This is a genomic window from Candidatus Krumholzibacteriia bacterium, assembly GCA_035268685.1.
Lineage (GTDB): Bacteria > Krumholzibacteriota > Krumholzibacteriia > JAJRXK01 > JAJRXK01 > JAJRXK01.
This window is the reverse complement of the sequence record DATFKK010000075.1, coordinates 1-25,159: the sequence shown is the minus strand read 5'-3', so window position 1 is coordinate 25,159 and position 25,159 is coordinate 1. Positions and strand designations below refer to the sequence as shown.

21 protein-coding genes are annotated in these 25,159 nt (G+C 69.2%); 11 read left to right on the top strand and 10 right to left on the bottom strand.

Features of this window, described 5'->3' with window-relative positions:
* Positions 1 to 51: 51 nt before the first annotated feature.
* Complete coding sequence (locus tag VKA86_07330; GenBank protein ID HKK71013.1) at positions 52 to 2,055, top strand: sigma 54-interacting transcriptional regulator; 2,004 nt, start codon at positions 52 to 54, stop codon at positions 2,053 to 2,055.
* A gap of 570 nt (positions 2,056 to 2,625) precedes the next feature.
* Here VKA86_07330 and VKA86_07325 read toward each other — a convergent pair.
* Both VKA86_07325 and VKA86_07320 read right to left on the bottom strand, forming a co-directional pair.
* Complete coding sequence (locus tag VKA86_07325; protein ID HKK71012.1) at positions 2,626 to 4,092, bottom strand: MXAN_6640 family putative metalloprotease; 1,467 nt, start codon at positions 4,090 to 4,092, stop codon at positions 2,626 to 2,628.
* 97 nt (positions 4,093 to 4,189) lie between these two features.
* Entirely contained in the window at positions 4,190 to 4,849 is a 660-nt protein-coding gene (locus VKA86_07320; GenBank protein HKK71011.1) for a TetR/AcrR family transcriptional regulator, read from the bottom strand.
* A 236-nt stretch (positions 4,850 to 5,085) separates the two neighbouring features.
* Here VKA86_07320 and VKA86_07315 point away from each other — a divergent pair, with 236 nt between their 5' ends.
* The 4 genes from VKA86_07315 (at position 5,086) to VKA86_07300 (ending at position 11,096) form a co-directional block, all read left to right on the top strand.
* Positions 5,086 to 7,491 (top strand): 3-hydroxyacyl-CoA dehydrogenase NAD-binding domain-containing protein, encoded by a 2,406-nt coding sequence (locus VKA86_07315; GenBank protein ID HKK71010.1) that lies wholly within the window; start codon positions 5,086 to 5,088, stop codon positions 7,489 to 7,491.
* 26 nt (positions 7,492 to 7,517) lie between these two features.
* On the top strand, positions 7,518 to 8,678 hold the full coding sequence (locus tag VKA86_07310) for a thiolase family protein (GenBank protein HKK71009.1): 1,161 nt from the start codon (positions 7,518 to 7,520) through the stop codon (positions 8,676 to 8,678).
* A gap of 23 nt (positions 8,679 to 8,701) precedes the next feature.
* Entirely contained in the window at positions 8,702 to 10,489 is a 1,788-nt protein-coding gene (locus VKA86_07305; GenBank protein HKK71008.1) for an acyl-CoA dehydrogenase family protein, read from the top strand.
* 172 nt (positions 10,490 to 10,661) lie between these two features.
* Positions 10,662 to 11,096, top strand: coding sequence for a DoxX family protein (locus tag VKA86_07300; protein ID HKK71007.1), 435 nt, complete (start codon positions 10,662 to 10,664; stop codon positions 11,094 to 11,096).
* A gap of 462 nt (positions 11,097 to 11,558) precedes the next feature.
* Here VKA86_07300 and VKA86_07295 read toward each other — a convergent pair whose 3' ends face one another.
* A complete protein-coding gene (locus VKA86_07295) occupies positions 11,559 to 12,209 on the bottom strand; it encodes an HAD-IA family hydrolase (protein ID HKK71006.1) in 651 nt (216 codons plus the stop codon).
* Positions 12,210 to 12,398: 189 nt separating this feature from the next.
* Here VKA86_07295 and VKA86_07290 point away from each other — a divergent pair, with 189 nt between their 5' ends.
* The 3 genes from VKA86_07290 (at position 12,399) to VKA86_07280 (ending at position 16,286) form a co-directional block, all read left to right on the top strand.
* On the top strand, positions 12,399 to 13,187 hold the full coding sequence (locus VKA86_07290; protein HKK71005.1) for an RsmG family class I SAM-dependent methyltransferase: 789 nt from the start codon (positions 12,399 to 12,401) through the stop codon (positions 13,185 to 13,187).
* A 132-nt stretch (positions 13,188 to 13,319) separates the two neighbouring features.
* A complete protein-coding gene (locus tag VKA86_07285; GenBank protein ID HKK71004.1) occupies positions 13,320 to 13,961 on the top strand; it encodes an SPOR domain-containing protein in 642 nt (213 codons plus the stop codon).
* A 207-nt stretch (positions 13,962 to 14,168) separates the two neighbouring features.
* The gene (locus tag VKA86_07280) at positions 14,169 to 16,286 is read left to right on the top strand and encodes a thiamine pyrophosphate-dependent enzyme (protein ID HKK71003.1); all 2,118 of its coding nucleotides are present in this window, start codon (positions 14,169 to 14,171) and stop codon (positions 16,284 to 16,286) included.
* A gap of 84 nt (positions 16,287 to 16,370) precedes the next feature.
* On the opposite strand, the gene VKA86_07275 is transcribed toward VKA86_07280, so the two are convergent.
* Entirely contained in the window at positions 16,371 to 18,209 is a 1,839-nt protein-coding gene (locus VKA86_07275) for a FlgD immunoglobulin-like domain containing protein (protein HKK71002.1), read from the bottom strand.
* Positions 18,210 to 18,354: 145 nt separating this feature from the next.
* Here VKA86_07275 and VKA86_07270 point away from each other — a divergent pair, with 145 nt between their 5' ends.
* Both VKA86_07270 and VKA86_07265 read left to right on the top strand, forming a co-directional pair.
* Positions 18,355 to 19,602, top strand: coding sequence for a saccharopine dehydrogenase NADP-binding domain-containing protein (locus VKA86_07270; GenBank protein ID HKK71001.1), 1,248 nt, complete (start codon positions 18,355 to 18,357; stop codon positions 19,600 to 19,602).
* A 92-nt stretch (positions 19,603 to 19,694) separates the two neighbouring features.
* Positions 19,695 to 20,315, top strand: coding sequence for an outer membrane beta-barrel protein (locus VKA86_07265; protein HKK71000.1), 621 nt, complete (start codon positions 19,695 to 19,697; stop codon positions 20,313 to 20,315).
* Positions 20,316 to 20,346: 31 nt separating this feature from the next.
* Here VKA86_07265 and VKA86_07260 read toward each other — a convergent pair whose 3' ends face one another.
* The 6 genes from VKA86_07260 to VKA86_07235 form a co-directional block, all read right to left on the bottom strand.
* Complete coding sequence (locus tag VKA86_07260) at positions 20,347 to 20,781, bottom strand: GNAT family N-acetyltransferase (protein HKK70999.1); 435 nt, start codon at positions 20,779 to 20,781, stop codon at positions 20,347 to 20,349.
* A 23-nt stretch (positions 20,782 to 20,804) separates the two neighbouring features.
* Positions 20,805 to 22,214 (bottom strand): amidase, encoded by a 1,410-nt coding sequence (locus VKA86_07255; protein ID HKK70998.1) that lies wholly within the window; start codon positions 22,212 to 22,214, stop codon positions 20,805 to 20,807.
* 134 nt (positions 22,215 to 22,348) lie between these two features.
* The gene (locus VKA86_07250) at positions 22,349 to 22,744 is read right to left on the bottom strand and encodes a hypothetical protein (GenBank protein ID HKK70997.1); all 396 of its coding nucleotides are present in this window, start codon (positions 22,742 to 22,744) and stop codon (positions 22,349 to 22,351) included.
* A 53-nt stretch (positions 22,745 to 22,797) separates the two neighbouring features.
* Positions 22,798 to 23,289, bottom strand: a complete 492-nt coding sequence (locus tag VKA86_07245; GenBank protein HKK70996.1) for a hypothetical protein — start codon at positions 23,287 to 23,289, stop codon at positions 22,798 to 22,800.
* A gap of 91 nt (positions 23,290 to 23,380) precedes the next feature.
* Positions 23,381 to 24,103: a PIG-L family deacetylase gene (locus VKA86_07240; protein HKK70995.1), complete on the bottom strand. Its 723-nt coding sequence runs from the start codon at positions 24,101 to 24,103 to the stop codon at positions 23,381 to 23,383.
* Between the two features lie 139 nt (positions 24,104 to 24,242).
* Positions 24,243 to 24,707, bottom strand: coding sequence for a flagellar basal body protein (locus VKA86_07235; protein ID HKK70994.1), 465 nt, complete (start codon positions 24,705 to 24,707; stop codon positions 24,243 to 24,245).
* A gap of 286 nt (positions 24,708 to 24,993) precedes the next feature.
* Here VKA86_07235 and VKA86_07230 point away from each other — a divergent pair.
* The coding region (locus tag VKA86_07230; protein ID HKK70993.1) for a tryptophan--tRNA ligase at positions 24,994 to 25,159 on the top strand (166 nt) is incomplete at its 3' end.

The following is a 25,159-nucleotide window of genomic DNA, read 5'->3' as shown; positions in this document are numbered from 1 at the left end:
CGGAAGGCTCCGACGTGGCCCCCGGGGCCGGCCGGTGCTAGCCTGCCGCGCATGGGAACCCACGACGACGAAGTCCCCTTCGCCGGCGAGTACCTCGACTTCGCCGAGATGGACCGGGACGAGCTCCAGGCGAAGCTCTTCGAGCTGTTGACGCTCGTGGAGACGAGTCGCGAACTGCTCCGCGCCCGAGATGCCGACGACGTCGCACGCCGCGTGCTGCTGTCGGCGATCGGCGTGCTCGGTGCCGGAAGTGCGTGCGTCCTGTTGCGCGACGGCGACCACCTCGTGCTGGGCAACCAGCTCGGGCTCGACCCCGAACCCCGATTGCGTCTGCGGATGTCGCGCTCGCTGCTCGAGGCCTTCCGCGAGGAACCGGCACCGCGCCCGGTCCGGACCGACGAAGTGCTCACCGGCGGCGCGACGAGTCTGTTCCTCCAGCAGTTCGCCGATGCCCTCACCCAGCTCGACGCCGATGTCGTGTGCCCGCTCGCCGGACGCGAGGGGCTGCTCGGGTTCCTGGTCCTCGGCCGGCGTCTGTTCGCCGAGGGCTACGCCGCGCGGGATCTCGAACTGTTCGCGAGCCTGGCCGAACTCTACGTGCTGGCGCTCGAACGGGCGCCCCACCTGGTGCCGGAGCGGGTCCAGAGCGGCAGGGCCGCGGGCATCCCCCGCGCACGGGGCCGCGACGAGGGGGACAACCTCGACCTGCGGCAGCTTCGACTGGAGCACCCCCCACTCCGCCGGATCGTGGGCGAGAGCCCGGCGATGCTCGAACTCTTCCGCGACCTCGTCGAGTTCGCCGACAGCCGGGCCACGATCCTGATCCAGGGCGAGAGCGGGACGGGCAAGGAGCTCGTGGCCAAGGCGATCCACGAGCTCAGCCGGCGGCGCAAGGGTCCGCTCGAGATCGTGGACTGCTCGTCGATCCCGCGGGAGCTGATCGAGAGCGAACTGTTCGGCCACATGCGAGGCGCATTCACCGGTGCCGTCCGCGACCGGCGCGGCGCCTTCGATCTGGCCCACCACGGGACGATCTTCCTCGACGAGATCGGCGACATGACCCTGAACAGTCAGACACGGCTGTTGCGCGTCCTGCAGGAGGGCAAATTCCGGCCGGTGGGCGGGGAGAAACAGCATTCGGTCGACGTCCGCGTGATCGCGGCCACGAACGTCGACCTCCGAGCCGCGGTGCGCGAGGGGCGCTTCCGCAAGGACCTGTTCTTCCGGATCCAGGTGTTCCCGGTGCGTCTACCCCCTCTGCGCGAGCGCGAAGGAGACGTCGAGGTCCTGACGCGCGCCTTCCTGAAGGGCTTCTTCGTCGACGAGGAGCGTGACCCGCCGGACGTCGACCCCGAGGTCTTCGCCGAGCTGAACCGTTACCCCTTCCCGGGCAACGTGCGCGAGCTGCAGAACATGGCCGAGGCGCTGGCCATTCGCAGCCGCACCACGGGGCGGGTGACGCTCACGGCACTGCACGACGTCTTCCGGAGCATGAACATCCATCCCGGAGGCCAGACCTCCCTCGACGTCGAGGAGCCGGGAGGACCGACCGACGGCGGCCCCTCTGCGTCCGGGCCGCCGCGGGGTCACGACCACGTCCTGCCGGTGCGGAGTGTCTTCCCCGACTCGCCGGCCGGTCTCGACGCCGGCGCCCAGGTGGTGCAGGCGTGGCGGCAGTCCTCGTTCAACCTGCTCGAGGCGAGCCGGAGGCTCCGCGCGCGCAAGCTCGAGGGTGAGGACGTGGCCGTGGTCGACCGGGCGCAGATGAGCCACTACCTCGATGGCGAGATCCTGCAGGCCTTCCTGGAGGAAGGCGGTCTGTCGGGCGCGGTCGAACGTCTCGCGGGGTCGAACCTCGCCCGCCATCGGGCAGCCCGTCGCGTACGTCGCGTGATCGAACGCCTGGCCCTGGCCGCCGAGCGCGGGGAGCCGCACCGCGCCTTTCCACGACTCCCCGGGGACTACCGCGACGCGGTCCGGAGGCTCGGCGATCTCGGAGGCGCCTGGATCCAGCGCGGCCTGACCGAACCGGTACCGCCCGCCGAGCAACGCTGAGCGGAGACCGTCGGGGGGAAACGTTGACGGGGCGCCCCTCTCGCCAAGGGCGCCCCGTATCGTGCCGACGATGTTCCTCGGGCCGGAGCCCGTCGCCGACCGGTCTCTCGCCAAGACCGGCTGCGGCATCGTCGGCGGCGGGTTCCGCGGTCCCGGGCGGGACCTTCGAGGAGCTCGCCAACTCCCCGGAACCCGTTCGCTGTTCCCCGATTCGCCCGGCGCCTCCACCCTTGGCCTCCGATGGGGAGGGCCCGGGGGACGCCGCCTTGCCTCGGCGATCGGGTGTCGTTCCGAAGGGGAGCTCGCCAACTCCGGTCTTCGGATCGAGAGTCGGGATCCTCGCCCAGATCCCGCCCTCGCGACGACCCATACGCAACCACAATGCCACTGCTTCCGCCACCCCGAAAACTCCTTCAAGTCTCTTTTTCACAGTCACTTCACGCCGATGCACACCAGAGATGTGACACGACACACAACATTGATTGTTGTGCAACACTGCACCTCACAACACATCGTGTTGTGCGGCCTGTTGTGAGGGTCTGGAATTCTGTTGTCGCGGGACCGGTCGGATCAGTAACGAGCCTTGAGGCTCCCGAACGAGGACGGCTCGGCGCGGACGGAATCGTCGAGTTCGACGCTGAACGTGTAGGTGTCCGCGGGCGAGGTCGTCATCGCGGTGCGACCATTGCCCACCACGAGGCCCACGCGCTCGAAGTCCACCACGTCGAAGCCCAGGATCGCGAAGGTGTCCGGTCGGGCGTCGTAGGACAGCGGGACCACGTGCGTCACCGTCTCGTTCTGCAGGACCACACTCAGGCCCCAGTCCCCGTGGTTCTCGGCGTCGAAGACCACGCGGAGCTCTCCCGACGCGTCACCGGCCGAGTTGTCGAACTCGTGGAAACGGTTGGCCCAGGGGGCCAGGAGTTTCCCTTCCTCGGTGTGGGGCAGCGCGGGGATCGAGTCGACCGGCGCCCGAGGATAGTGTGCGGCCTCGGTGAAGCCGAAGCTCTGCGCCGCCCGGTCCGCGGTCAGGTAGTTGTACAGGGCATGGCGACGCCAGACGTCCGACCACACGAGTTGCCGGTCCGCGGCCACGTTCTCGTAGGCGAAGGGGAAGAACTCGTCGCGCAAGGTCGCACGCCGCTCGCTCAGGTCGAGCATGAAGTCGACGCCGTACTCCTGCTCGAGGAACATCTGCCAGGTCGCGTCCTCGTACGAGGCAGTGTTCAGCATCGAGAGACTCGGCGACGTGAAGGGCGACCCGGAGTTGCGGATGTAGTTGTAGTAGTCGTTCACCCCGTCGTAGACGACTTCCTCCATCCACACGGCGTCGACCTCGAACCACTGCGTGTGTGGCGAATCGATGTTCCAGTCCTCGGCCAGTTGGATCGCGTGCTTGAACTCGTGGGCCGCCGTCACGCGGATGGCACCCCGGATCAATCCGTCGGGATCGTCGTTCGTCAGGTCGGGGAAGCTGCGGTAGAAGCTCTCGAAGTCGTTGTTGATCTCGATGAAAGTGCCCGCGAAGAAGCTGGTCTGGAAGGGACGGGTGAGGCCGTAGGTGCCACCGAAGAGACTCTTGAGACGGACGACGTAACGGCCGCCCGTGGGAAACGGAAAGCCCAGTTCCACCACCTCGCGCTGGTAGCTCTCCTCCATGGCCTCGGCCACCCATTCCACGTAGTCGGGAACGCCATTGGCGTCGGCGTCGGTGCTGTCGGGCAGTGCGTCGCGACCGTCGTTCCAGTACTGGATCACGAAGTGCCCCTCGGGCGTCGGGTACTCCAGGAGCGTCGCCCGCTCCAGCACGGGCTCCAGGGCTGCCACGGCCAGACCGCGCGCCTCCATCTCCATCAAGTGCGGGAACAGACAGCGCACCGGCTGCTCGGGGGTCTCGCCCCCGCCGTGCAGAGCCGCATCGACCTGCTCGATCAGGGCCAGGTCGTCGAGCGACGCCGCGGTCTGGGCGTGCACCGGCACCACCGCCAGCAGCGCGACCGCACCGAGCGAGAGGATCGACGTCGTCTTCGTGGTCATGTGGACTCCCGGCGGGAGGTGCGTCGAACGGGGCGTCGACACCAAGGATACAGAAGCCCACGGACGCCGACGACCCCTCTCGACCTCGTGAATCGGTTCACGATTCCGGGCCGTCGGACCGGGGCTCGGCCCCCAGCGACCGCAGCACGAAACGCTGGGCGACCGGGGCCATCGACTCCAGTCGATAGTTCCGACGACTGAGCACCCAGCTCGTCACGAGCTGATCGATCGCTCCGAACACCAGCTTGGCCGCCTCGGCCGGGGGCACGTCGTCGGCGAAGACGCCCTGCTCCTGCCCGCGTTCGATCATGGCGCCGAGCTCGTCCAGATGGCGCCGGAAGATCCGTCGGCTGACGTCGCCCAGGAAGTGCGGGCTGTGGCGCAGGTCGACCTGGAAGACGGCCGCCAGATTCCGGTTCTCGCCCAGGAACTTCAGGTGCAGCTCGACCAGGCGACCCAGCTGCTCGTCGGCAGCCTCGACGCCGTAGACATAGGCCTCGCCGCGCTCCCAGAAGCGATCGAGCGTCTGCTCGAAGATCCGCGCGAGCAGCTCGTCCTTGTTCTCGAAGTAGAGGTAGATCGTGCCGTCGGCCACGCCGGCGGCCTTGGCCACGTCGCTCACCCGCGCGCGGTGGAAGCCGTGGGCGGCGAAGGCCTCGATCGCGCCGGCCAGGATGCGCTCGCGCTTCTCGTCGCGGCGGCGATCCCGCGCGCCGTCCCGCGCGGCGTCCCGCGCGGAGGTGGAACCGATGTCCATGGTGGTCCTCCCCGGGCGGGAGAGCAGCCGCGGCGCGACTGGTACCGGAGTTCACGGCACCGACACACCCCGCCCTTGCCAGCGCCGTGATTATGAATAATCATTCATGAAACGCGAGACAAGAGCAACCGCCAGTCGCTGGTCCTCGGCACGGATGACCGGTTGCTCCCTCGAAACTCCAGGAATTCCCCGGATTCTGCGACGACGGCGTGTCGCGCCGCGTCCCGGAGCTGAACATGGATTCATCCCAGACCCCTCCGGTCCTCCGCCGCGCCGCCGTGCTGGGCGCCGGCGTGATGGGCCGCGCGATCGCCGGCCACCTGGCCAACTGCGGCCTCGACGTGCTGTTGCTCGATCTGCCGGCGAAGGACTCCGCGCCCGGCGACGCGCCGGACGTCCGCAACGCCATCGTGCTGGACGCGATGAAGGCCCTGCCGAAGGACAAGCCCTCGCCGATCGTGCACCGGTCGGTGACCGCGCGGATCCGCCCCGGGAACTTCGAGGACGACCTCGGCGCCCTGGCCGACACCGACTGGGTGATCGAGGCCGTGGTCGAGCGGGTCGACGTGAAGGAGTCCCTGCTCGGCCGCGTGGCCGCCGCGATCGGCCCGCACACCCTGCTCAGCAGCAACACCAGCGGCATCCCCATCGCCACCCTGGCCGGCTTCGTGGGCGAGGACGTTCGCCCCCGCTTCCTGGGCACGCACTTCTTCAATCCGCCGCGCTACATGCACCTGCTCGAGATCATCCCCGGACCCGACACCGACGCGGGCGCCATCGAGGCGCTGACCCGCCTGGGCGAGGACGTCCTGGGCAAGGGCGTGGTCGTGGCGAAGGACCGCCCCAACTTCGTGGCGAACCGCATCGGAACCTACGGCGTTCTCCGTAGCGTCGAGCTGATGTTCGAGCACGGCCTGAATCCGACCGAGGTCGACTTCCTGAGCGGCCCGCTGATGGGCCGGCCGAAGAGCGCCGTCTTCCGCACCGTGGACCTCGTCGGTCTCGACACCCTGCTCCACGTGGCCGAGAACGTGGTGAACGGCGCGACCGACGATCCGCAACTCGATACCTTCCGTCCCGCTCCCGTGCTGCAACGGATGGTCGAGAAGGGCCTCGTGGGCGAGAAGGCCGGCGCGGGCTTCTACCGGAAGGCGCGCGCCGAGGACGGCAGCCGCGTGATCGAGGCCCTCGACCTCGAGACCATGGAGTACGCGCCGAAGCCGAAGGCACGCTTCGGCGAGATCGACGCGGTGCGCCCCGTCGAGGACCTGCACGAACGCCTGCGTGCGCTGATGGCGGCCAAGGGACGCGGCGCCGCCTTCGCGTGGGCGATCACCCGTGACACGCTGCTCTACGCGGCCGAGGTCGCCGCCGAGATCGCCGACGACATCGCCTCGATCGACCGCGCCATGCGCTGGGGCTTCGGCTGGGACCTCGGCCCCTTCGAACTCTGGGACGTGCTCGGCGTGCAGCGCGTGGTCGACCGTATGGAGTCGGACGGACTCACCGTTCCCGCCTGGGTGAAGAGCCACCTCGCCGAGGGCAACGACCGCTTCTACGTCGACACCGAGGCCGGCCCGCACGTCCTCGACCTCGGCGGCGAGGGCACGCGTCCGGTGCCACCGCGCCCGGGCGTGCTCACGCTGCGCGAGACGCCGACCGGTCCGGAGAAGGTCACCGGCAACGCCGGTGCCTCGCTCTGGGACCTCGGCGACGGGGTCTTCGGCCTGGAGTTCCACTCGAAGATGAACTCCCTCGGCGGCGACAGCGTGCAGATGACGCTGCAGGCCGTCGACCACGTCGAGCGCCACGGCGTGGGCCTGGTCGTGGGCAACGACGGCCAGCACTTCAGCGCCGGCGCGAACCTCGCGCTGCTGCTCATGGCCGCACTGGAGGGCGAGTTCGACGAGATCGACATCATGATCCGTCAGTTCCAGCGTATGACCACGTCGCTGCGCACCTGCGCGCGACCGGTGGTGATCGCGCCCTTCTCACTCACCCTCGGCGGCGGCTGCGAGGTGACGCTGCACGGCGATCGCGTGGTCGCGGCGGCGGAGCTGTACTGCGGTCTGGTCGAGGGCGGAGTGGGGCTGGTCCCCGCCGGCGGTGGGACCAAGGAGCTGTACCTGCGCAAGCTCGACGCCCTCGGCCCCGACGCCGATCCACGCAAGGCCGCCCGCGCGGCCTTCGAGGTGATCGGCATGGCCAAGGTGAGCACCAGCGCCCACGAGGCCCGCGACCTGGGCTTCCTGCGCGACCGCGACGTGATCGCCTTCAACCGTGACCACCTCCTGCAGACCGCCAAGGACGAGGCCCTGGCCCTGGCCGGGTCCGGCTACACGCCGCCGGCGCTGCGCCGGGAGATCCCCGTCGGCGGGGCCGACACCCTCGCGCTGGTCGAGGTCGGCCTGCACAACTTCCACGCCGGCCGCTACATCTCCGATCACGACGCGCTGATCGGCCGCAAGATCGGCCACATCCTCTCGGGCGGGGCGCACAAGAGCGGTCCGAACCCGCGCATCGTCAGCGAACAGCAGATGCTCGACCTCGAACGCGAGGCCTTCCTGTCGCTGTGCGGCGAACGCAAGTCGCTCGAACGGATCCAGCACATGCTCCAGAAGGGCAAGCCGCTGCGGAACTGAGAACCCACGAGGGAGAGACGAATCCGATGACCGAAGCCGTGTACATCGTCGACGCCATCCGCACCCCGATGGGGCGCAGCAGGAAGGGCCGTCTGGCCGGCGTGCGTCCCGACGACATGACCGCCTTCCTCGTCCGCACCCTGCTGCAGCGGAACGAGGCCCTGGCCCCCGAGCGCGTGGACGACCTGATCGCCGCCACCGCCTTCCCCGAGGCCGAGCAGGGCTACAACCTGGGACGCGTGGTCGCCCAACTCGCCGGGCTGCCCGACTCCGTTCCCGGCATGCAGCTCAACCGCTGGTGCGCGTCGGGGCTCGAAGCCGTGGCCACCGCCCACGCCAAGATCGCCACCGGCGTGGCCGACGTGATCGTCGCCACCGGGACCGAGAGCATGACCATGATCCCCATGGGCGGGCACTCGTTCACGCCGAACCTGAACCTGACCGAGCATCATCCCGACATGTACCTGGGCATGGGACTCACGGCCGAGAACCTGGTCGACCGCCACGAGATCAGCCGCGAGGACCAGGACACCTTCGCCCTGGCCAGCCACCGCAAGGCGCTGGCCGCCGAGGAGAGCGGCGCCTGGTCCGAGGAACGCATCCCCTACCCGCTCGACGCGGTCACCGGGATCGAGAACGACGTCCACGAACGCGACGAGGGCCCGCGCGCCGACACCAGCATGGACGTGCTGTCCGGACTGAAGCCCGTGTTCCGCCAGGGCGGCACGGTTACCGCCGGCAACAGTTCACCGCTCACCGACGGCGCGGCCGCCGTGCTGCTGATGCGCGAGTCGGTGATGAAAGAGCTGGGCCTCGAGCCCCTGGGCAGCATGCACAGCTACGCCGCCGCCGGCGTCCCGCCCGAGATCATGGGCATCGGACCGGTGGCTGCGGTGCCGAAGGCGCTCGAGAAGGCGGGCTGGTCACAGGACGACGTCGAGACCGTCGAGCTGAACGAGGCCTTCGCCGCCCAGTCGCTCGCGGTGATCCGCGAACTCGGCCTCGACCAGGAGAAGGTCAATCCCAACGGCGGAGCGATCGCGCTGGGCCATCCGCTGGGATGCAGCGGCGCGCGCCTCGTCGTCACCCTGCTCCACCACCTCGAGCGCACCGGACAGGAGAAGGGCCTCGCCACCATGTGCGTGGGCGGGGGAATGGGCGCGGCCGCGACCTTCACGGCCGCCTGAACCACCACGAGGAGGAGACCAACGTGAGCACCGAGAGCAAGACCCGCTTCAAGGGCGGAAGCTTCCTCGTCGAGACCCCCGACCCCGACCAGGTCTTCACGCCCGAGGACTTCGACCAGGAGGCCCTGCTGCTGGCGCAGACCACGCGCGAGTTCGTGGCCAACGAGATCGAACCCGTCGTCGACCAGCTCGAGGCCAAGGAAGAGGGCCTCATGGTGAAGCTGGTGAAGAAGGCCGGCGAGATCGGTCTGCTGTCGACCGACGTGCCCGAGACCTACGGCGGCCTCGACGTCCCGAAGACCAGCACCATGCTGCTCGTCGAGAGCCTCGCGCGTGGCGGCAGCTTCAACGTGACCCACGGCGCGCACACCGGCATCGGCACCCTGCCGATCGTGTACTTCGGCACCGAGGAGCAGAAGCAGGAGTGGCTGCCGAAGCTGGCCACCGGCGAGAAGATCGGTGCCTACGCGCTGACCGAACAGTCGAGCGGCAGCGACGCCCTCGCCGCCAAGGCCACCGCGAAGCTCGACGACGGCGAGTGGGTGCTCAACGGCGAGAAGCAGTTCATCACCAACGCCGCCTTCGCCGACCTGTTCATCGTCTTCGCCAAGGTCGACGGCGAGCACTTCAGCTGCTTCCTCCTTCCCGCCGACATCCTGGGCGTGAGCACCGGCGCCGAGGAGCGCAAGATGGGCATCCGCGGCAGCAGCACGCGCTCGCTCATCATGCAGGACGCGCGCATCCCCGAGGCGAACCTCCTCGGCGAGGTCGGCAAGGGCCACGTGATCGCCTTCAACGTGCTCAACGTGGGGCGCTTCAAGCTCGGCGTGGGCGCCGTCGGCGGTGCGAAGGTCTGCGTGGAGGACTCGATCCGGTATGGCCGTGACCGCATGCAGTTCGGCCAGCCGATCACCGACTTCCCGCTGATCCAGGGCAAGATCGCCGACATGGCCGCGCTGACCTTCGCCGCCGAGAGCGCGGCCTACCGCACCGCCGGACTGCTCGACCAGGCCATCGCCGCCATCGATCCCGCGGCCGAGAACCACGACCGCGAGGTGATCAAGGCCATCGACGACCACTCGATCGAGTGCGCCATCCTCAAGGTGCTCGGCAGCGAGGTGCTCGACGTCTGCGTCGACGAGTGCGTGCAGGTCTTCGGCGGCTACGGTTACGTCGAGGACTACCCGGCCGAACGCTACTTCCGCGACGCGCGCATCAACCGCCTGTACGAGGGCACCAACGAGATCAACCGCATGGTCACCGTCGGCATGCTCCTGAAGCGGGCCATGAAGGGCGAGCTGCCCCTGATGGCCGCGGCCAAGCAGGTGCAGGACGCGCTCCTGTCCGTGCCCGACTTCTCCAACGGCACCGAGAAGGGCACCTTCGACGACGCCATGGACCAGGTCGAGCGCGCCAAGAAGGCGATCCTGCTCGTCAGCGGCGTGGCCGCCCTGAAGTACGGTCCGTCGATCCAGAAGGAGCAGGAGGTCCTGTCGTGGCTGGCCGACATGGTCATCGACACCTTCGCGCTCGAGAGCGCCGTCCTGCGCGCGCGCAAGATCGAGAGCGCCGGCGAGGACGCCACGCTGGCGAAGGACATGGTCGACGTGCTGATCCAGCGCACCACCCACCGCGTGCTCGACGCCGGCAGCCAGGCGCTGGCGCACACCAGCGAGGGCGACGACCTGCGCGTGCAGCTCGCCGGACTGAAGCGCTTCACCAAGGTGAGCGATCCGATCGACACCGCGAGCGTGCGGCGTCGCATCGCGAAGCAGCTCGTGGAGCAGGGGACCTACGCGGTCAAGCCCTGAGTCGCATTCCGGGTGGACGATTCCGTCGGGACACGACCCCGGGCCGGACGGCCCGGGGTCGTCGTCGTGACATCGAGTTGACGTTCGGTGGTGTCCCACCGAACCGAGGCCGGCGTACCTCCGGGTGAAGACATCGAGACGAAGACCCGAGAACGAACGAAGGAAGGGAACCATGAACGCTTCGACGCCGAGCCGCACCACTCGCACCGTCAGTTGGACCGCCCAGATCGTCGGCGCCGCCATCCTCGGCATGGCCGCAGTGCCCAAGCTGGTCGGAGCGCCCGAAACCATCGCCCTCTTCGAGACACTCGGTGCCGGAGCCTACGGCCGCCTCACGCTCGGAGCGCTCGAGGCCATGGCCGTCGTGCTGCTGCTGGTGCCGCGGACGGCCGCGATCGGAGGGCTGCTGACCGCCGGAATCCTGACCGGCGCCGTGCTGGCCCACCTGACGATCCTCGGCGTCGTCTACAACGGAGATCCGTCCCTGTTCATCCTGGCCCTGGTCGGGCTGGCCGCCGGCCTCACGGTCGCCTGGGTGCGTCGGAACCGGATCCCGATGCTGAACCAGCTGCTGCGCACGGCCGAGGCGCCGCACGCCGCCTCGTGACGCGGCCCACCCCGGGAATCGAACGAAGTGGAGGCCCCACCGTCCGGTGGGGCCTCGCTCTCGTGCCGATTGGAGCGCACGAAGCGGGAGACCGGGTCCGATCCACGGTCCGCCGGTGTCCTCGAGCCGCCCGCCTCCCATTAAGCAGCCCCTGGACCCCGACCTCCGACGCGCGGGAGACCCGGCCTCCCGCCCGTACGCCATAGCGAAGGCGGGGCCAGACCACGCGCGGACCGGCAAGCTTTTCCGGATGAATCTTCAACTCACTGCCAAGGAATCAGTTATGGATCCCTACCACGAACCGCCGATGTGGAAGATCACCACAACCCAATGCCGGACCGCGCATCGGAGTGCCCGGGGTCCGGGACGGTGTCCGGCCCACTGGACACGAGGCCTCGGTGAAGATGGTTCAGTCGCGATGGAAAGACCGCGCGGCGAAGCGGACCGGAAGAAGGGCGAGTCTCAGCCTCGCACGAGGGGGACCAATCGCTCCATGCGATCGATCACGTGCGTCGGCCCGGCCGCCCGCATGATCTCGACGTCACCGATGCCATAGGTCACCCCGACCGTGGTCGCCCCGAGACTCCGGCCGCTGCGGACGTCGTTGGCACTGTCGCCGACCATCCAGATCGAGGCGTCGCGTCCGGTGACGCCCAGCTCGTCGAGAGCGAGTTCGAGCAGGGCTGGAGCGGGCTTCACCGCCACCCCGCGCCGCGCCCCGACGACGGCGTCGATCCAGTCGGACAGACCCAGGGCAACGGTGATGCGCTCGCACATCTCCTGCGGCTTGTTGCTGACGATCCCCATCGGGATCGAACGCAGGGCCTCCAGGGCGGCGTTCACCCCGGGATAGGGAAGCGTGCGCTCCGTGCAGTGGTCGAGGTACACGGCCCGGAAGCGCTCGAGGACCGAATCGACGTCGAGACCGTCGAGGTCGGAGAAGGCACGTTCCACGAGCTTGCGGGCCCCGTCGCCGACGTGGGCCGCGACCGTTTCCTCGGGGAGGGTTTCGAGTCCGTGCTCGGCGCGGACGACGTTGGCCGCCGCCGTCAGATCGCCCACGGAATCGACCAGGGTCCCGTCGAGGTCGAAGAGAATGCACCGCGGATCCATGGCGCGCACGGTAGCAGCACTCGGCCCTCTGCGCACGGACCCGCGGGCTCGACCGTCACAGCTCTTCACTTGTTGCGGCAGTGCACCGTGCATAGCCTGCGCTCGGTCCTGTGCACCCGCCGGCCTCGCGTGGGTGCAGCGTTTCCCCGTGGCCACCGGCCGACCGAGGCCGGGCCAGGAAGGGTCGGCATGAACGTCACCCCCGACGCGATCCTGCGCCGTCTCGACGGCGGGCTCGCCCCGGTGATCGAGAACGACGAGCAACTCCGCGCCCTCGCCCACGACATGGGCGAGGAGATCCTCGAGTACGGGGTCACGGTCCTCCCGCGCGAGCTGTTCCAGGGGCGCAGTGGAGCCGACATCGCGGCCATGATCGCCGAGGATCTCGAAACCGCCCTGTGGATGGAACCGCTCCTGCGTCCGCGCGAGGTCGAGGTCACGCCCGAACCGGTGCCCGACGGCGAAGAGGCACCCGAGACACCGCCCGAGCCGACGATCGAGAAGATCCCCCCGCGGATCGTCGAACTGGGCAACGGCTGGGGCATCAACGCCTTGCTACTGGCCATCCTCCACCCCGACCAGCCCTTCCACCTGGTCGAGCCCGACCGGAAACGGCTGTGGTGGTGGCGACGGGTCACGAACCTCTACGGCCTGCGCAACCTGCACGTGCACGCCCAGTCGCACGAGGACTTCGCGCGGCACAACGCGAACACCTGCGACGTGGTCGTGGTCAAGCGCCTGGCCCCGAACGACGCTCTGGACCTCGGGGTCCCCATGCTCCGCGAGAACGGTCGTGTCCTCAGCTTCCAGCGCAGTGATCGCGCCGACGAGGTGCGCCGGCCCCGCATGAACGCCGAGGGATTGCCCGTGCGCCTCGAGACCGCGCAGGCCTTCGAGAGTCCGATCGCCCAGAAACGCTGGTTGCTGTGCGTGGGCCTCGGGCTCGCCGTGCTTGACGGCCGGGAGCCGGCGGCGTAGACCGACAATGACGGGGACACCCGCCCCACGACCTCCCGTCGACGTCGCGATCCCGTCGTGGCGCGTGCAGGCACGCGCACGACGCGCCGCAAGCTCGGTCCCGCGTGCGGGTCCGACCCCGGAGGTTCGACCGTGAACGATCCACTGGAGACCCCTGACCGCCGCCCCCTGGTCTACGGCGGCGTGGCCATCGTCATCTTCTTCGTGGCCGCCTTCCTCTTCTGGCCCCGAGGCGAACAGACCGATCCGATGGACGGAACGTCGCTCACGCCGCGCACGACCACACAGGCCTCGGACGACGCCGTGAGCCCGACGTCCGAAGAGCCGCCGGTGGCCGCGGACGTGAACGGATCCGGGGGAACGGACGTCTCGGGTCTCGGCGAGCCGGCGAATCCACGCGCCGAGACCAGGATCGTCGACGACTCCGAGCCCGCCGCCCGGTCGGAGATCACGCCACCACCGCCGGTGCCCGAAGAGGCCGTCGAGGAACGCGCTCCGCAGCGTGTCGAGACGGGCACCGGGATCGAGCCCGCGTCCCAGGGCGAATGGGTGTTGAACGTGGGGAGCTTCTCGTCGCGTGGCAACGCCGACCGACGGGTCGAGGAACTCGCGCGCCGCGGCATCGACGCCCACGTCCAGATGGCCAGCGCCGACCAGGGAGACCCCGTCTACCGGGTCCGCGTGGGCTACTTCGGGAGCAGCCAGGAGGCCAGGAGCTACGGCGAATGGCTGCGCACCAGTCAAGATCTGGACAGCTGGGCGTCGAAACGCTGACCGACACGGACATCGCGACGTCGTCGCGGAGTCCTATACTGTGACATCGTCCACCGCGTCCGGGACACCGATGCGTTCCCGGGCGGACGGCGACTCCACGTGGCCGGATCCGCGCCACGCGCCGCGACCCTCTCGCCTCCGCACGCGAGACCCGAACTCCGGGCCCCCGTTCCCCGGCCCAACAGACCGCTCGAGATGGGAGTCATCGTGAGCAACACGAAGTCGACGAAGAACACCGCCTCCGCCGACCCGACGAACGAGCAGCTCCTGGCGGCCTACCGGAACATGGTGATGTCCCGGGCCATCGACGACGAGGAGATCAAGCTCAAGCGGAAGAACCTGTACTACTTCCAGATCTCCGGCGCCGGCCACGAGGCGATTCTCACGGCCGCGGGCATGGTGCTCGAGCCCGCCCACGACTGGTTCCTGCCCTACTACCGTGACCGCGCGCTGTGCCTGCAGCTCGGCATGACCGCCGAGGAGATGTTCATGCAGGGCGTGGGCGCGGTCGAGGATCCGAACAGCGGCGGCCGGCAGATGCCCGCCCACTGGGGCCACGAGGCACTGAACATCATCTCGAAGAGCAGCTGCACGGGCATGCACGCGCTGCACGCCGTGGGTGCGGCCGAGGCGGGCCGCTACCTCGAGATGGTCGAGGACGCGCGGAAGACCGCCAGCGACTTCGAGGACGACGAGGTCGTGTACATGTCGATCGGCGACGGTTCGATCAGCGAGGGTGAGTTCTGGGAGGCACTGAACAGCGCCTGCAACATGAAGCTGCCGGTGCTGATCCTGGTCGAGGACAACGGCTACGCGATCAGCGTTCCGCGCAGCGTGCAGATCGCCGGCGTACCGATCCACGAACAGGTGGCCGACTTCCCGAACCTCGAGGTCGTCGACGTCGACGGCAACGACTTCGAGGCCAGCTACGCGGCCATGCAGCGCGCCGCCGAGCACTGCCGCGCGCGGAAGGGCCCGGCCCTGGTCCGCGCCACCTGCGTGCGGCCGTACTCCCACTCGATGAGTGACGACGAGCGCATGTACCGCACCGAGGAGGAACTGGCCGAGCAGGCGAAGCTCGATCCGATTCCGCGGCTGCGGAAACTGCTGATCGAACGCGGGGTCGCCACGACCGAGGAACTCGAGACCCACGAGGCCGAGTGGCGCACCGAGGTCGTGGACTCCTCCGAGCGCGCGCAGCGCCACGAGAAGCACACGCCCGAGCACGTCTTCCTGCACCTCTACAGCGAGGACGTCGACCCCACCGGGCCGGACTTCGAGGCCGAACCGCAGACGGGGGGTCGCGAGGTCTACATGCTCGACGCGATCAACCAGGTGCTGAAGGACGAGATGGGCGTGAACCCGAACGTCGTGGTCTTCGGCGAGGACGTCGCCGACGCCACGAACGAGGACGCCCTCGAGCGCGTGAAGGGTAAGGGCGGCGTGTTCAAGGCCACCCACGGACTGCAGGCCCTCTACGGCAGCCACCGCGTGTTCAACTCGCCGCTGGCCGAGGCGAACATCGTCGGACGCGCCGTGGGTATGGCCGTCCGCGGCCTGAAGCCCGTCGTCGAGATCCAGTTCTACGACTACATCTGGCCCGCCTACATGCAGCTGAAGAACGAAATGGCCATGATGCGCTGGCGCAGCTTCGGGCATTTCTCGTCGCCGATGGTCGTGCGCGTCGCCTCGGGTGGCTACCTGCAGGGAGGCGCGATCTACCACTCGCAGAGTGGCGTGAACCTCTTCACCCATCTGCCTGGCGTGCGCGTCGTGATGCCGTCGAACGCGATCGACGCGGCGGGTCTGCTGCGGACCGCGATCCGGTGCGACGACCCGGTCATGTTCCTCGAACACAAGCACCTCTACCGCCAGCCGCACGGCAAGGGCACCTACCCCGGCCCCGACTACACCGTCCCCTTCGGCAAGGCCCGCATGCACCGCGAGGGCGAGGACCTGACGATCGTCACCTACGGAGCCACCCTCCGCCGCTGCGAGCTGGCGGCCAAGGAACTCGACAAGGAGGGCGTCTCCTGCGAGATCCTCGACCTACGGTCGCTCTCGCCATGGGACCACGAGGCCGTCGCCGCGTCGGTGGAGAAGACCAACCGCTGCCTGGTGGTCTACGAGGACAACAAGAGCTTCGGATTCGGCGCCGAGGTCGTGTCCTTCGTCGCGGACGAACTCTTCGAGTTCCTCGATGCCCCCGTCGGCCGCGTGGCCGCCATCGACACGCCGGTGGCCTACCAGCCCGACAGCGAGGACTTCATCCTGCCCCAGACCGAGGACGTGGCGAAGGAAGCGCGCCGTCTCCTCGAGTTCTGAGAGCCACGCCGACCTTCGTGAGACCGAACGAGCCCGCCGGTGGACGCCGACGGGCTCGTTCGTGCCGAAGAGTGCGCTCCGGGGTCAGCGCACCAGCGTCACGCGGACCACGCGTTGCTGACCGGCGGCCCGGACGTGGACGAGGTACGTGCCACTGGCCACCGCACCACCGCGGTGATCGGTGCCGTCCCACGTCCAGCCGTGCTCACCGGCGGGCAGATCGCCCAGGGCGACCGTTCGGACGGAGCGCCCTCGCAGATCGACGATCCGCAGGTCCACCGGCGCCCGTTCGCGCAGGCCGAAGGCGATCCGCGTGCGCGGATTGAAGGGATTCGGAGCGACCGCCAGGTCCTCGATCAACCACGAGACCTGCGCCGGAGCCGACACGGCGATCGCCGACGCGCTCAGCAGCTGCACGTAGTCGAGCGCGACCCAGCCCGTCTCCGACTCGTCGATCAACTCGAGACGGACCGTGGCGCCGCGGAGATCGCTCACGTCCCAGCTCGTCGTGGCCAGCGACTCGAGACCGTTGCCCTGCTCCGTGCGGCGCACGGCCGTCGAGAGCGGTTCGCCATCGGCACTCAGTCGCTCCACGAGTTCCACCCGACAGCCGGGGTCGGCCGTACCGCAGAACTGGAAGGTGAGCAGCGAGTCGGTGGGCTCGATCGCGAACCACACCGACCGGATCCGGCCGGTGGCCGCCGAAGCACGGGCCTCTCCGATCGTGCCCTGCCCCGACAGCGGCCCTCCGTAGGCCTCGCGGCTGTTCAGGTGCCCGTGACCGATCGGCCGGGTGGCGGGCTCTCCCCGCTCCAGGGCGTTGTCGCCGAAGATCGGCGCCACGCCGAAGGCCGTGCCCTCGCGTTCCGGCCACTCGTCCGCCAGGACGTCGGAGGGAATGATCTCCGGCACGCCCTGCGCGTCGAACCGCAGCGTATCCGCGCGGATCACGAAGAAGGTCGTCTCGGGCGCGGGATGCCCGGCCGCGTGCTGCTCCGACGTGTAGCGCGTGAAGAGGAAGTCGTCGTCCGACAACGGAGTGAGCTCGGCACCCACGCCGTCGTCGATCACCTGCGCGGTGGAGAAGTCCCAGCCCGCCGCGAGCGAGTCGCTGCGCATCCAGTACACGCCGTCGACCCGCGAATAGGTGAAGAACAGGTTCCACTGCGCCGCCGCCTCGACCACCTGGACCGACTCGATCTCCCGTGCCACGCCCTCGGTCCCGTTCTCGTTCACCGCCAACGGATCGAGGGGCGTCCAGTTCGTCAGATCGTTGCTCGTGGCGTGGTGGATCGCGCCCCGGAAGCCGGTGTCGAGCGTCTCGTCCCGGAGCAATACCGTGTTGACCGCGTGGTAGACCCCGTCGTGCTCGAACACGAACGGGTCGCGGAAGGCACTCAGGAACTGGATCGAGGGCGACCAGTAGTAGACGGCCGGGTCGGGCTCGAGCGCGGGGTCGAAGCTCGGCCGACTCCAGTCGAACAGATCGGACGACGTGGCGCGGCCCATGCGCTGCACGAGGAAGTCGGTCACGCCGGTGTACAGCATGGTCCAACCGCTGCCGTCGGGTGTGGGCACGACACTGGGAGCCCACACTGCGGTGTCCTCCCACGACGACGGCACCACCGGAAGGACGGTGGGTTGCCGCGACCACGTCCGCAGATCGTTCGAGATCGCGTGGCCGAGCGCGGTCTCCTGGTTCGTGCCCTCCCCGAAGAACAGTCCGCGGGTGTAGAAACAGTGCCAGGTGTCGCCCGATCGCACGATCGCGTGGTCCTTGAGCGACCGGCCGGGCTCGGTCAGGTACGGCCCTTCGAAGTCGAAGAGCAGCCGGGCGGAGGCAGAAGGAGCGACGATCAGGACGAGGACGAAGACGACGATCCGGACGAAGGGCCCGTGGCCCTTCCGTTCATATGTGTTCACGATGATTCTGGGAGCCAGTGAGGGTGGCGTGTCGGGGCGGCGCGTGGGCCCCCTGTCAGGTACGCCGAAGCTACCAACGGCGGTCCTGCGGAGTCAAGCGCGCCCGGGGCTGTCGGCGCGCGCCCGGATCTGGCACCATGGGTCCATGGACACGATCTCCCCCACCGACCGCGCGTACCACGTGGTGCTCCACGGAGCCACCGGATTCACGGGGCGCCTGGTCGCCGAGCACCTCGCCGCCCACCACCAGGACGAAGGTCTCCGCTGGGCGATCGCGGGTCGCGACGAGGCCCGCCTGGTCGAGCTGCGCGATCGGATCCGGAGCCGGTTCCCGGAGTCGGGCCCGATCGGACTGGTGGTGGCCGACAACCACGATCCCGGATCCATGGCTCGACTGGCGGCATCGGCCGCGGTCGTGGCCACCACCGTCGGACCCTACGTGCGCCACGGGGAGCCGCTGGTCGCCGCCTGCGTCGCTCACCGCACCGACTACGTCGACCTGACCGGGGAACCGCAGTTCGTGCGCCGGACCATCGACTGCCACCACGACGACGCCACGGCAGCCGGTGTGCGGATCGTCCACTGCTGCGGCTTCGACTCGATCCCGAGTGATCTGGGAACCTTCGCGCTCCAGGAAGCGGCGATCGCACGGGACGGCCGGCCGTGCGACGAAGTGAAGTTCCTGCTGCAGGACATCCGCGGCGGCGTGTCGGGGGGAACCATCGCCAGCATGGTCGACCTGCTCGAGGACGCCCGCTCGACGGACGTCGCCCGCGTCGTCTCCGATCCCTACGGCCTGAACCCCGAGGGCGAACGCCACGGCCCCGACACGCCCGACCAGGCCGGCGTCCTGCGCGACCCCGTGACACGGAGTTGGACCGGCCCCTTCGTGATGGCGCCGGTCAACACGCGGGTCGTGCGGAGGACCAACGCGCTGCTCGACCACCGCTATGGACGCGAGTTCCGCTACTCCGAGGTCGTCGACACGGGAACGGGCCTGCGCGGCGCGGTCCGCGCCACCCTCCTCGCCGCCGGCATCACCGCCTTCCGAGGTGCCATGCACGCCCGTCCGACCCGTGCCCTCCTGCGGCGCTTCGCGCTGCCGTCTCCCGGGGAGGGACCGAGCCCGCAGAGCATCGAGTCCGGTCACTTCACGGCCCTGCTGTCCGGCCGCCGCGGTGGCTCCGAGGTGCTCCGTGCGACCGTGCACGCCGATCGCGATCCCGGCTACGGCGCCACCGCGATCATGCTGGCGGAGTCGGCACTGTGCCTTGCCCTGCCCGGCGAGGAACCCTCCGGTGTCCCGGGAGTGGTGACCCCGGCCAGCGCCATGGGACACGCCTTGATCGGTCGACTCGGCCGACGGGGCGTTCACGTCCGGGTGCAGGACTGAAGAGAGCCGCGAACAGGCACGCGCAGTGCAATCCCGTGGGGGGAACGCCATGTCTCGCGCTCCTGTCCGCCTCGTCCGGAGGAATCGTCCCCATGCACCGCAACCGCATGCTCACCCTGGCCACGGCCGCCATGATCGCGCTGACCGCGTCGTCTCCCGCACTTGCGCAGGATCCCGGGCATCCCTTCGAAATCACCTTCCAGGGTGGCGCCACCCGACCACTGGCCGAGGACGGCACCGCGATGTCGTACACCCTCGGGACCGGCATTGCATTCCGCACGACCGACCAACTGCGATTCGGTGCAGAGTTCAGCTACAACGGCATCGGCCTCGGCGACGAGACCCGCGACGTCCTCGAGGGTTTCGGGATCGACGCGTCGAACTCGATCCTCGAGTACGGTGCCTTCGCGCGCTTCCATCTCGACGACCCGCTGTCGGGCCCGTACCTGAAGGGTGCGCTCGGGGTGCGGCAGCTCCGCGCGACCGTCGACGCCATCGGTTCCTCGGCCGTACTCCGTGAGACCGTGTGGGGCTACGGTCTCGGCCTGGGATGGATGCTGACCGGTGCGGGTGATCTCGCCACCTTCTTCGAGGTCGAGTACACGCATGCCTTCCCCGTCGAGATGGGCGCGGCGAGCCAGGCGACCCTCGACCAGGTCGGTTTCGACATGCTGAAGGTGGGCATGGGCGCGCTCTTCGGCACCGGATTCTGAGGCGCGCTCCGCACCGTCCGGTGATCGACCTTCAATCGTCGATCGCCGAGGCGTGCTTGAACAACAGGGTGTAGCCCGAGTCGTGGTAGTGCTTCCGGGAGTAGAACCCCACGGCGTCCTCCCAGGCGTCGATCATCACGCGCAGGGCGCCGCGGGCCCGGGCCCTCGTCTCGAGTCGTCGCAGGAGCCGGCCCCCGATCCCCGTTCGGTGAGCAGCGCGCGAGATCGCCAGGTGGCTGACCCAGACGGTCCGCCCGTTGAAGCTGGCGATCAGGACTCCGACGACCTCTTCTTCGTTCTCGGCGACCAGCATGAGATCATCACTGATCTCCTGCATGCGATGCAGGACCGGCAGCGTCAGCTCGCCGTTCAATCCGACCTCGTGGAGGATCGACGCGACGCGCGGAAGGTCGGCCTCGGCAGCGGTGCGGATCTCGAGGCCCGGTGCGGATGTGGAGTCGGACACGGGCTCCTCCTTCTCGATTTCGGTCATCCTCGGGACACCGACGGGGGATGCCGGGTGAACGTCGGATTCGCTCTCTGGTAGGCGTGCGCGGCCTTCAGGATCACGCGTTCCTGGTGCCGGCCCGCGACGAACTGGACGCCGATCGGCAGTCCCTCATCGGTGAACCCCGCGGGGACGGACAGCGCGGGCTGACCCGTGACGTTGAAGGGGAAGGTCAAGGGGGTCCACGTCCACCAACGGTCGTGGGGCCAACCACGGGGCACCTCGAGCCCGGCTTCGAAGGGCGGGACCGGAACCGTCGCCGTGATCAGAACGTCGTAGTGCTGTTGCAGGCGTCCCAGCTCCGCGATCAGCCCGCGACGACGTTGCAGGGCTTCGGCGTACCTCACGGCACCGAGCCGTCGTCCCTCGTCGGCGGCTTCCAGCAGCCCGGGGTCCATGCGGTCGTGCCTCGACGGATCGACGGCGTCGACCTCCATCGTGAGCGAGGGCAACAGCAGGTCCGTGTAGATCTTCGTCGGATCCTCGATCCCGGGGTCCACTTCACTGACCCATGCGCCCAGCTGTTCGAGCGTCCGGCCCACCTCGCGGACCGCCGACTCGACCCCCGGATCGAGCTCGAACAACCCGAGGCCCGGACTCGACGCCACGCGAAGCCCTTCGACATCTTCCGCGAAGGCTTCCGTGTAGCTCTCGGCGGACTGCGGACGCGCGGCCGAGGACGGATGCCACTCGGTCATCACGTCCATGGCCAGTGCGATGTCCTCGACCGTGCGCGCCATCACGCCGGCGTGGAGCAGGAGACCGCTCTTGATGTCGTCACGGAGCGGAGCGAGTTCCTGCGTGGGTTTCAGGCCCACGACGTTGCAGAAGGCCGCGGGAATCCGTGCCGAGCCCCCGATGTCCGAACCGATCGCCAAGGGGCAGAAGCCGGCGGCCAGGGCCACTCCACTGCCGCCACTCGAGCCTCCGGGCGTCCGGTCGGTGTTCCACGGATTCCGGCTGACGCCCGTGAGTGGGCTGTCGGTCACGGCCTTCCAGCCGAACTCCGACATGGTGGTCTTGCCCATGAACACCGCGTTCTGACGGCGCAAGGACGAGATCGTGGGACCGTCACGGCCCCATTCCCGGCGGGTGTCGACCGCCCGCGATCCGAAGCAGGTGCTCCATCCGCGGGTCGGGAACGAGTCCTTGATCGCCACCGGGAGTCCGTCGAGCAGCCCGACGCGCTCCAGGTGCCGGTAGCGGGCCTCGGAGCGCCGCGCCTGGGCCAGGGTCGCATCGGGATCGACCAGACGGAACGCACCGAAGTGGCCGTCGAGGTCTTCGACACGATCGAGCAGGGAACGGGCGACCTCGACCGGCGACAGCTCGCGTCGCCGGTACAGATCGAGGAGCCGGCTCGCGCCGAGCCAGTGGACGTCGTCGTGCATCGGGCGATCCTCCATCGCCCGGGACGATCACGGCTCACGGTCCGGGAGAGAACTCGTGGAACGACGACCGATCCGATGGGTGCGTCCCCCACCCGCCGGTGTCCGCAGAGACGGTCCGGATCCGCGGCCCGGGCCTAGACGCGCCCGACGACCCGCGTGGCCGTGCGCTTCCACTGCCACGCCACCAGACCCGCCCACATCAGGTCGGCGACCACGAAACTCCAGTAGGCGAGGGCTCCGGGGGGGCGGTGCCACAGGACGACGGCGGTGATTCCCAGTGCCCCCACGACGCGCAACCGCACTGACGCCCGCACCAACGAGGGTCGCTCGAGCGGTCGGTTCGACGCCATCCAGTACACGACGGGTGCCATGAGCAGCGGCAGACCGGCCAAGCGGAACAGGAAGGGGTTCTCGGGCCTCGGGTGGGAGAACAGGACGAACAACCACGCCGGCATGGCCAGCAGTACGGCGAACGCGCCGAGGTCGTAGAGCGCACTGAGGCGCAGGATCCAACGAAGGGTGCTTTCCATGGTGGAGCGAGCCTAGCGGACGATGGGTCGATCGACCACGCCGACCCGAGGGATCAGGCGTAGAGTCCGCCCGGCGGGAGCGATGCGCGGACACCGGCACCGGCAGCCGGGCTGCTCGGTGTCTGCCCGTGGTCGGGAGCGGTGGACTCCGCATAGGCGGCGACGGCGGACAGGAACCGCGCCTCGACGTCGGTCGGGCGTTCCTGCCGCTGTGCACCGACTTCCTGCCCGGTCGCGTCTCGGCGCCCTTCGCCCCCCCCACGGGCCTCGTACCCGGCTCCCGAGACCGCAGGCACACTGCCGCGCGGACCGGCACCGCCCGCGCGCCCGAGGGCCTGTTCGAAGGCGGCCCGCGCCTCGGCCGAGATGGAGACCCGCTCGCCGCCAGCAGCCGAAGAGGAAGATCCGTCCGCCGGCGCGGAAGGGCGCGGATCGGCGGCAACGCCCCGACCGGGCGCGACACCCCGCCCCTCGCGCACGTGCGGAGCGAGGCGCAGGTTGCCCATGCCACCCAGGATCATGCGATTGTCGAGCGTCGGTTCCACGCGGACACCCTCCTCGCCCCGGAGATCGGCACGAAGAACCCGTCGCTTGAGTGCGACCCGGACACCGGAACATCAAGTTCCGGGCCCGGATTCAGACCCGCATGAGGCTCTCGGCCGGACCGCTCAACGGTTCGACGCTCAGGAAGCCCTCGCCGAGTTCTGCGTGGATCCGCAGCCCCGCGTGCTGGCGCAGGAGCATGAGCATGTCGAGCACGCGCCGTTCGCCGCGTCGGATCTGCATCTGCGAGGCGTAGGCCGAGATCGCGGACTCGAGCCGCTCGCGGTGGTCCGACACGTCGACCACGAACGAAGGCAGCACGTCGTCGGGCAGCATGTAGTAGAAGAGCCGGCGCACGGTGTGCGGCTCGACATCTGGCATCAGCCGACGGAAGCGCGCGAGCTTCGTCGCCTCGCGGACGATCGTGCCGCAGGCCAGATGGTCGACGTTGGCCCGCCCGTCGAGGGCGCCGGTCCGCGTGTGCGGGTACGGCGCGAAGACGAGCTGCGGCCGCAGCTCGCGGAGGATCGACACCATCTCGTGGCGGGTCTCGAGCGTGTCCTGCAGGGCGCCATCGGGATGCTCGAGGATCCGGAGGCCCACGTCGAGGACCTCGGCCGCGGCACGTGCCTCGCGCACCCGGGTCTCGGCGTCACCGAAGGTGCCCATCTCGCCGTGGGTGTGGACGACGATGGCCACGCGGTGGCCGGCGTCGACCAGTCCGGCCACGGTGCCGCCCATGGCCATCTCCACGTCGTCGGGGTGGGCCCCGACGCAGAGGACGTCGTAGGTGGTGTCGTTCGCGATCGTGTTCATGGGTCGGGGACGATAATCGTTGTAACAACAATTGGCAACCACGGCCCCCGGTACGGGCGAGGCCGCGCCCGAATCCGGACGCGGCCCGTGGTTGCTGGACTCTCACCGCGCCGGGCGTCCCCGGGCGGCGGTTCCTCGGTCACCCGAAGGCGTCGATCACCGTACCCAGTGCTTCATCGTGGCGTTGATACACCGCGGCCAGCATCTCCATGCCTCGTGCCGCCTCTGTCGTGCCGATCATGTCCGTCACCAGGTCGGCGTCCGTTCTCCGGGCGACCGCCTCGTCGCTCGATGATGGTTCACCTTCCTCTGTTTCGGGTCGAACTTCCTGCGGATCCACGCGACCGGGATCCGCGGCGGAGACATTGCCCGCGGGAGAGCCACCGTCCGCCGAGGCCGGCGGCAGCTCGCCTTCTCCCCGGGTGGACACCTGGCTCGGCTCGCGCTCGACCGAGAGACCGACGCCGCCACGAGGTCTCTCCGTCGTGCGGACGGCCAGCCGTTGGTATCCGGGGGTGCGTGCATTGGCGACGTTGTGCGCATGCGCGTCGGCCTTCTGCCGCATCGCCTGCATGCCACTGGCAACGATGGACCCGATGTCCATACTGCCCGCCTCCGATCGCCCCCCGCGGGCAAAAGAGGTTGCGCGGTGATTCCCTCTCCCCCCGCCCTCGCCCAGGACGGAGGGAGAGGTTCCCTCGTGCGCTCACCCTCTGCTATCGGAAGATGCGTGCCGGGCTTGAGGAAAAAGTTTCCTCGGTGGGCAGATTCCTCCGGCCGCGGTTGACCGCATCGGAGCGGGCGGGCTAGCCTGCTCGGTCCCGCGGCGGCGCCGCGCGGAATCGTCGTCCACCACGTACCCCGCTCCTCCGTCCGAACGAGCGTTTCGCATGCGGATCCTGTCCGGCGTCCAGCCCTCCGGAAAACTGCACCTGGGCAACTGGTTCGGGGCCATCAAGCAGCACCTCGAGCTGCAGGAACCCGCCGGCAACCAGTGCTGCTACTTCATCGCCGACTACCATGCACTGACCACCGTGCACGATGCGTCGACGCTGC

Bases quoted from the DNA above. Each gene is read 5' to 3' on its own strand.
- VKA86_07325 (HKK71012.1), bottom strand. From the start codon at position 4,092: ATGACCACGAAGACGACGTCGATCCTCTCGCTCGGTGCGGTCGCGCTG.
- VKA86_07265 (HKK71000.1), top strand. From the start codon at position 19,695: ATGCACCGCAACCGCATGCTCACCCTGGCCACGGCCGCCATGATCGCG.
- VKA86_07270 (HKK71001.1), top strand. From the start codon at position 18,355: ATGGACACGATCTCCCCCACCGACCGCGCGTACCACGTGGTGCTCCAC.
- VKA86_07290 (HKK71005.1), top strand. From the start codon at position 12,399: ATGAACGTCACCCCCGACGCGATCCTGCGCCGTCTCGACGGCGGGCTC.
- VKA86_07235 (HKK70994.1), bottom strand. From the start codon at position 24,707: ATGGACATCGGGTCCATCGTTGCCAGTGGCATGCAGGCGATGCGGCAG.
- VKA86_07240 (HKK70995.1), bottom strand. From the start codon at position 24,103: ATGAACACGATCGCGAACGACACCACCTACGACGTCCTCTGCGTCGGG.
- VKA86_07330 (HKK71013.1), top strand. From the start codon at position 52: ATGGGAACCCACGACGACGAAGTCCCCTTCGCCGGCGAGTACCTCGAC.
- VKA86_07295 (HKK71006.1), bottom strand. From the start codon at position 12,209: ATGGATCCGCGGTGCATTCTCTTCGACCTCGACGGGACCCTGGTCGAT.
- VKA86_07255 (HKK70998.1), bottom strand. From the start codon at position 22,214: ATGCACGACGACGTCCACTGGCTCGGCGCGAGCCGGCTCCTCGATCTG.
- VKA86_07320 (HKK71011.1), bottom strand. From the start codon at position 4,849: ATGGACATCGGTTCCACCTCCGCGCGGGACGCCGCGCGGGACGGCGCG.
- VKA86_07310 (HKK71009.1), top strand. From the start codon at position 7,518: ATGACCGAAGCCGTGTACATCGTCGACGCCATCCGCACCCCGATGGGG.
- VKA86_07300 (HKK71007.1), top strand. From the start codon at position 10,662: ATGAACGCTTCGACGCCGAGCCGCACCACTCGCACCGTCAGTTGGACC.
- VKA86_07315 (HKK71010.1), top strand. From the start codon at position 5,086: ATGGATTCATCCCAGACCCCTCCGGTCCTCCGCCGCGCCGCCGTGCTG.
- VKA86_07250 (HKK70997.1), bottom strand. From the start codon at position 22,744: ATGGAAAGCACCCTTCGTTGGATCCTGCGCCTCAGTGCGCTCTACGAC.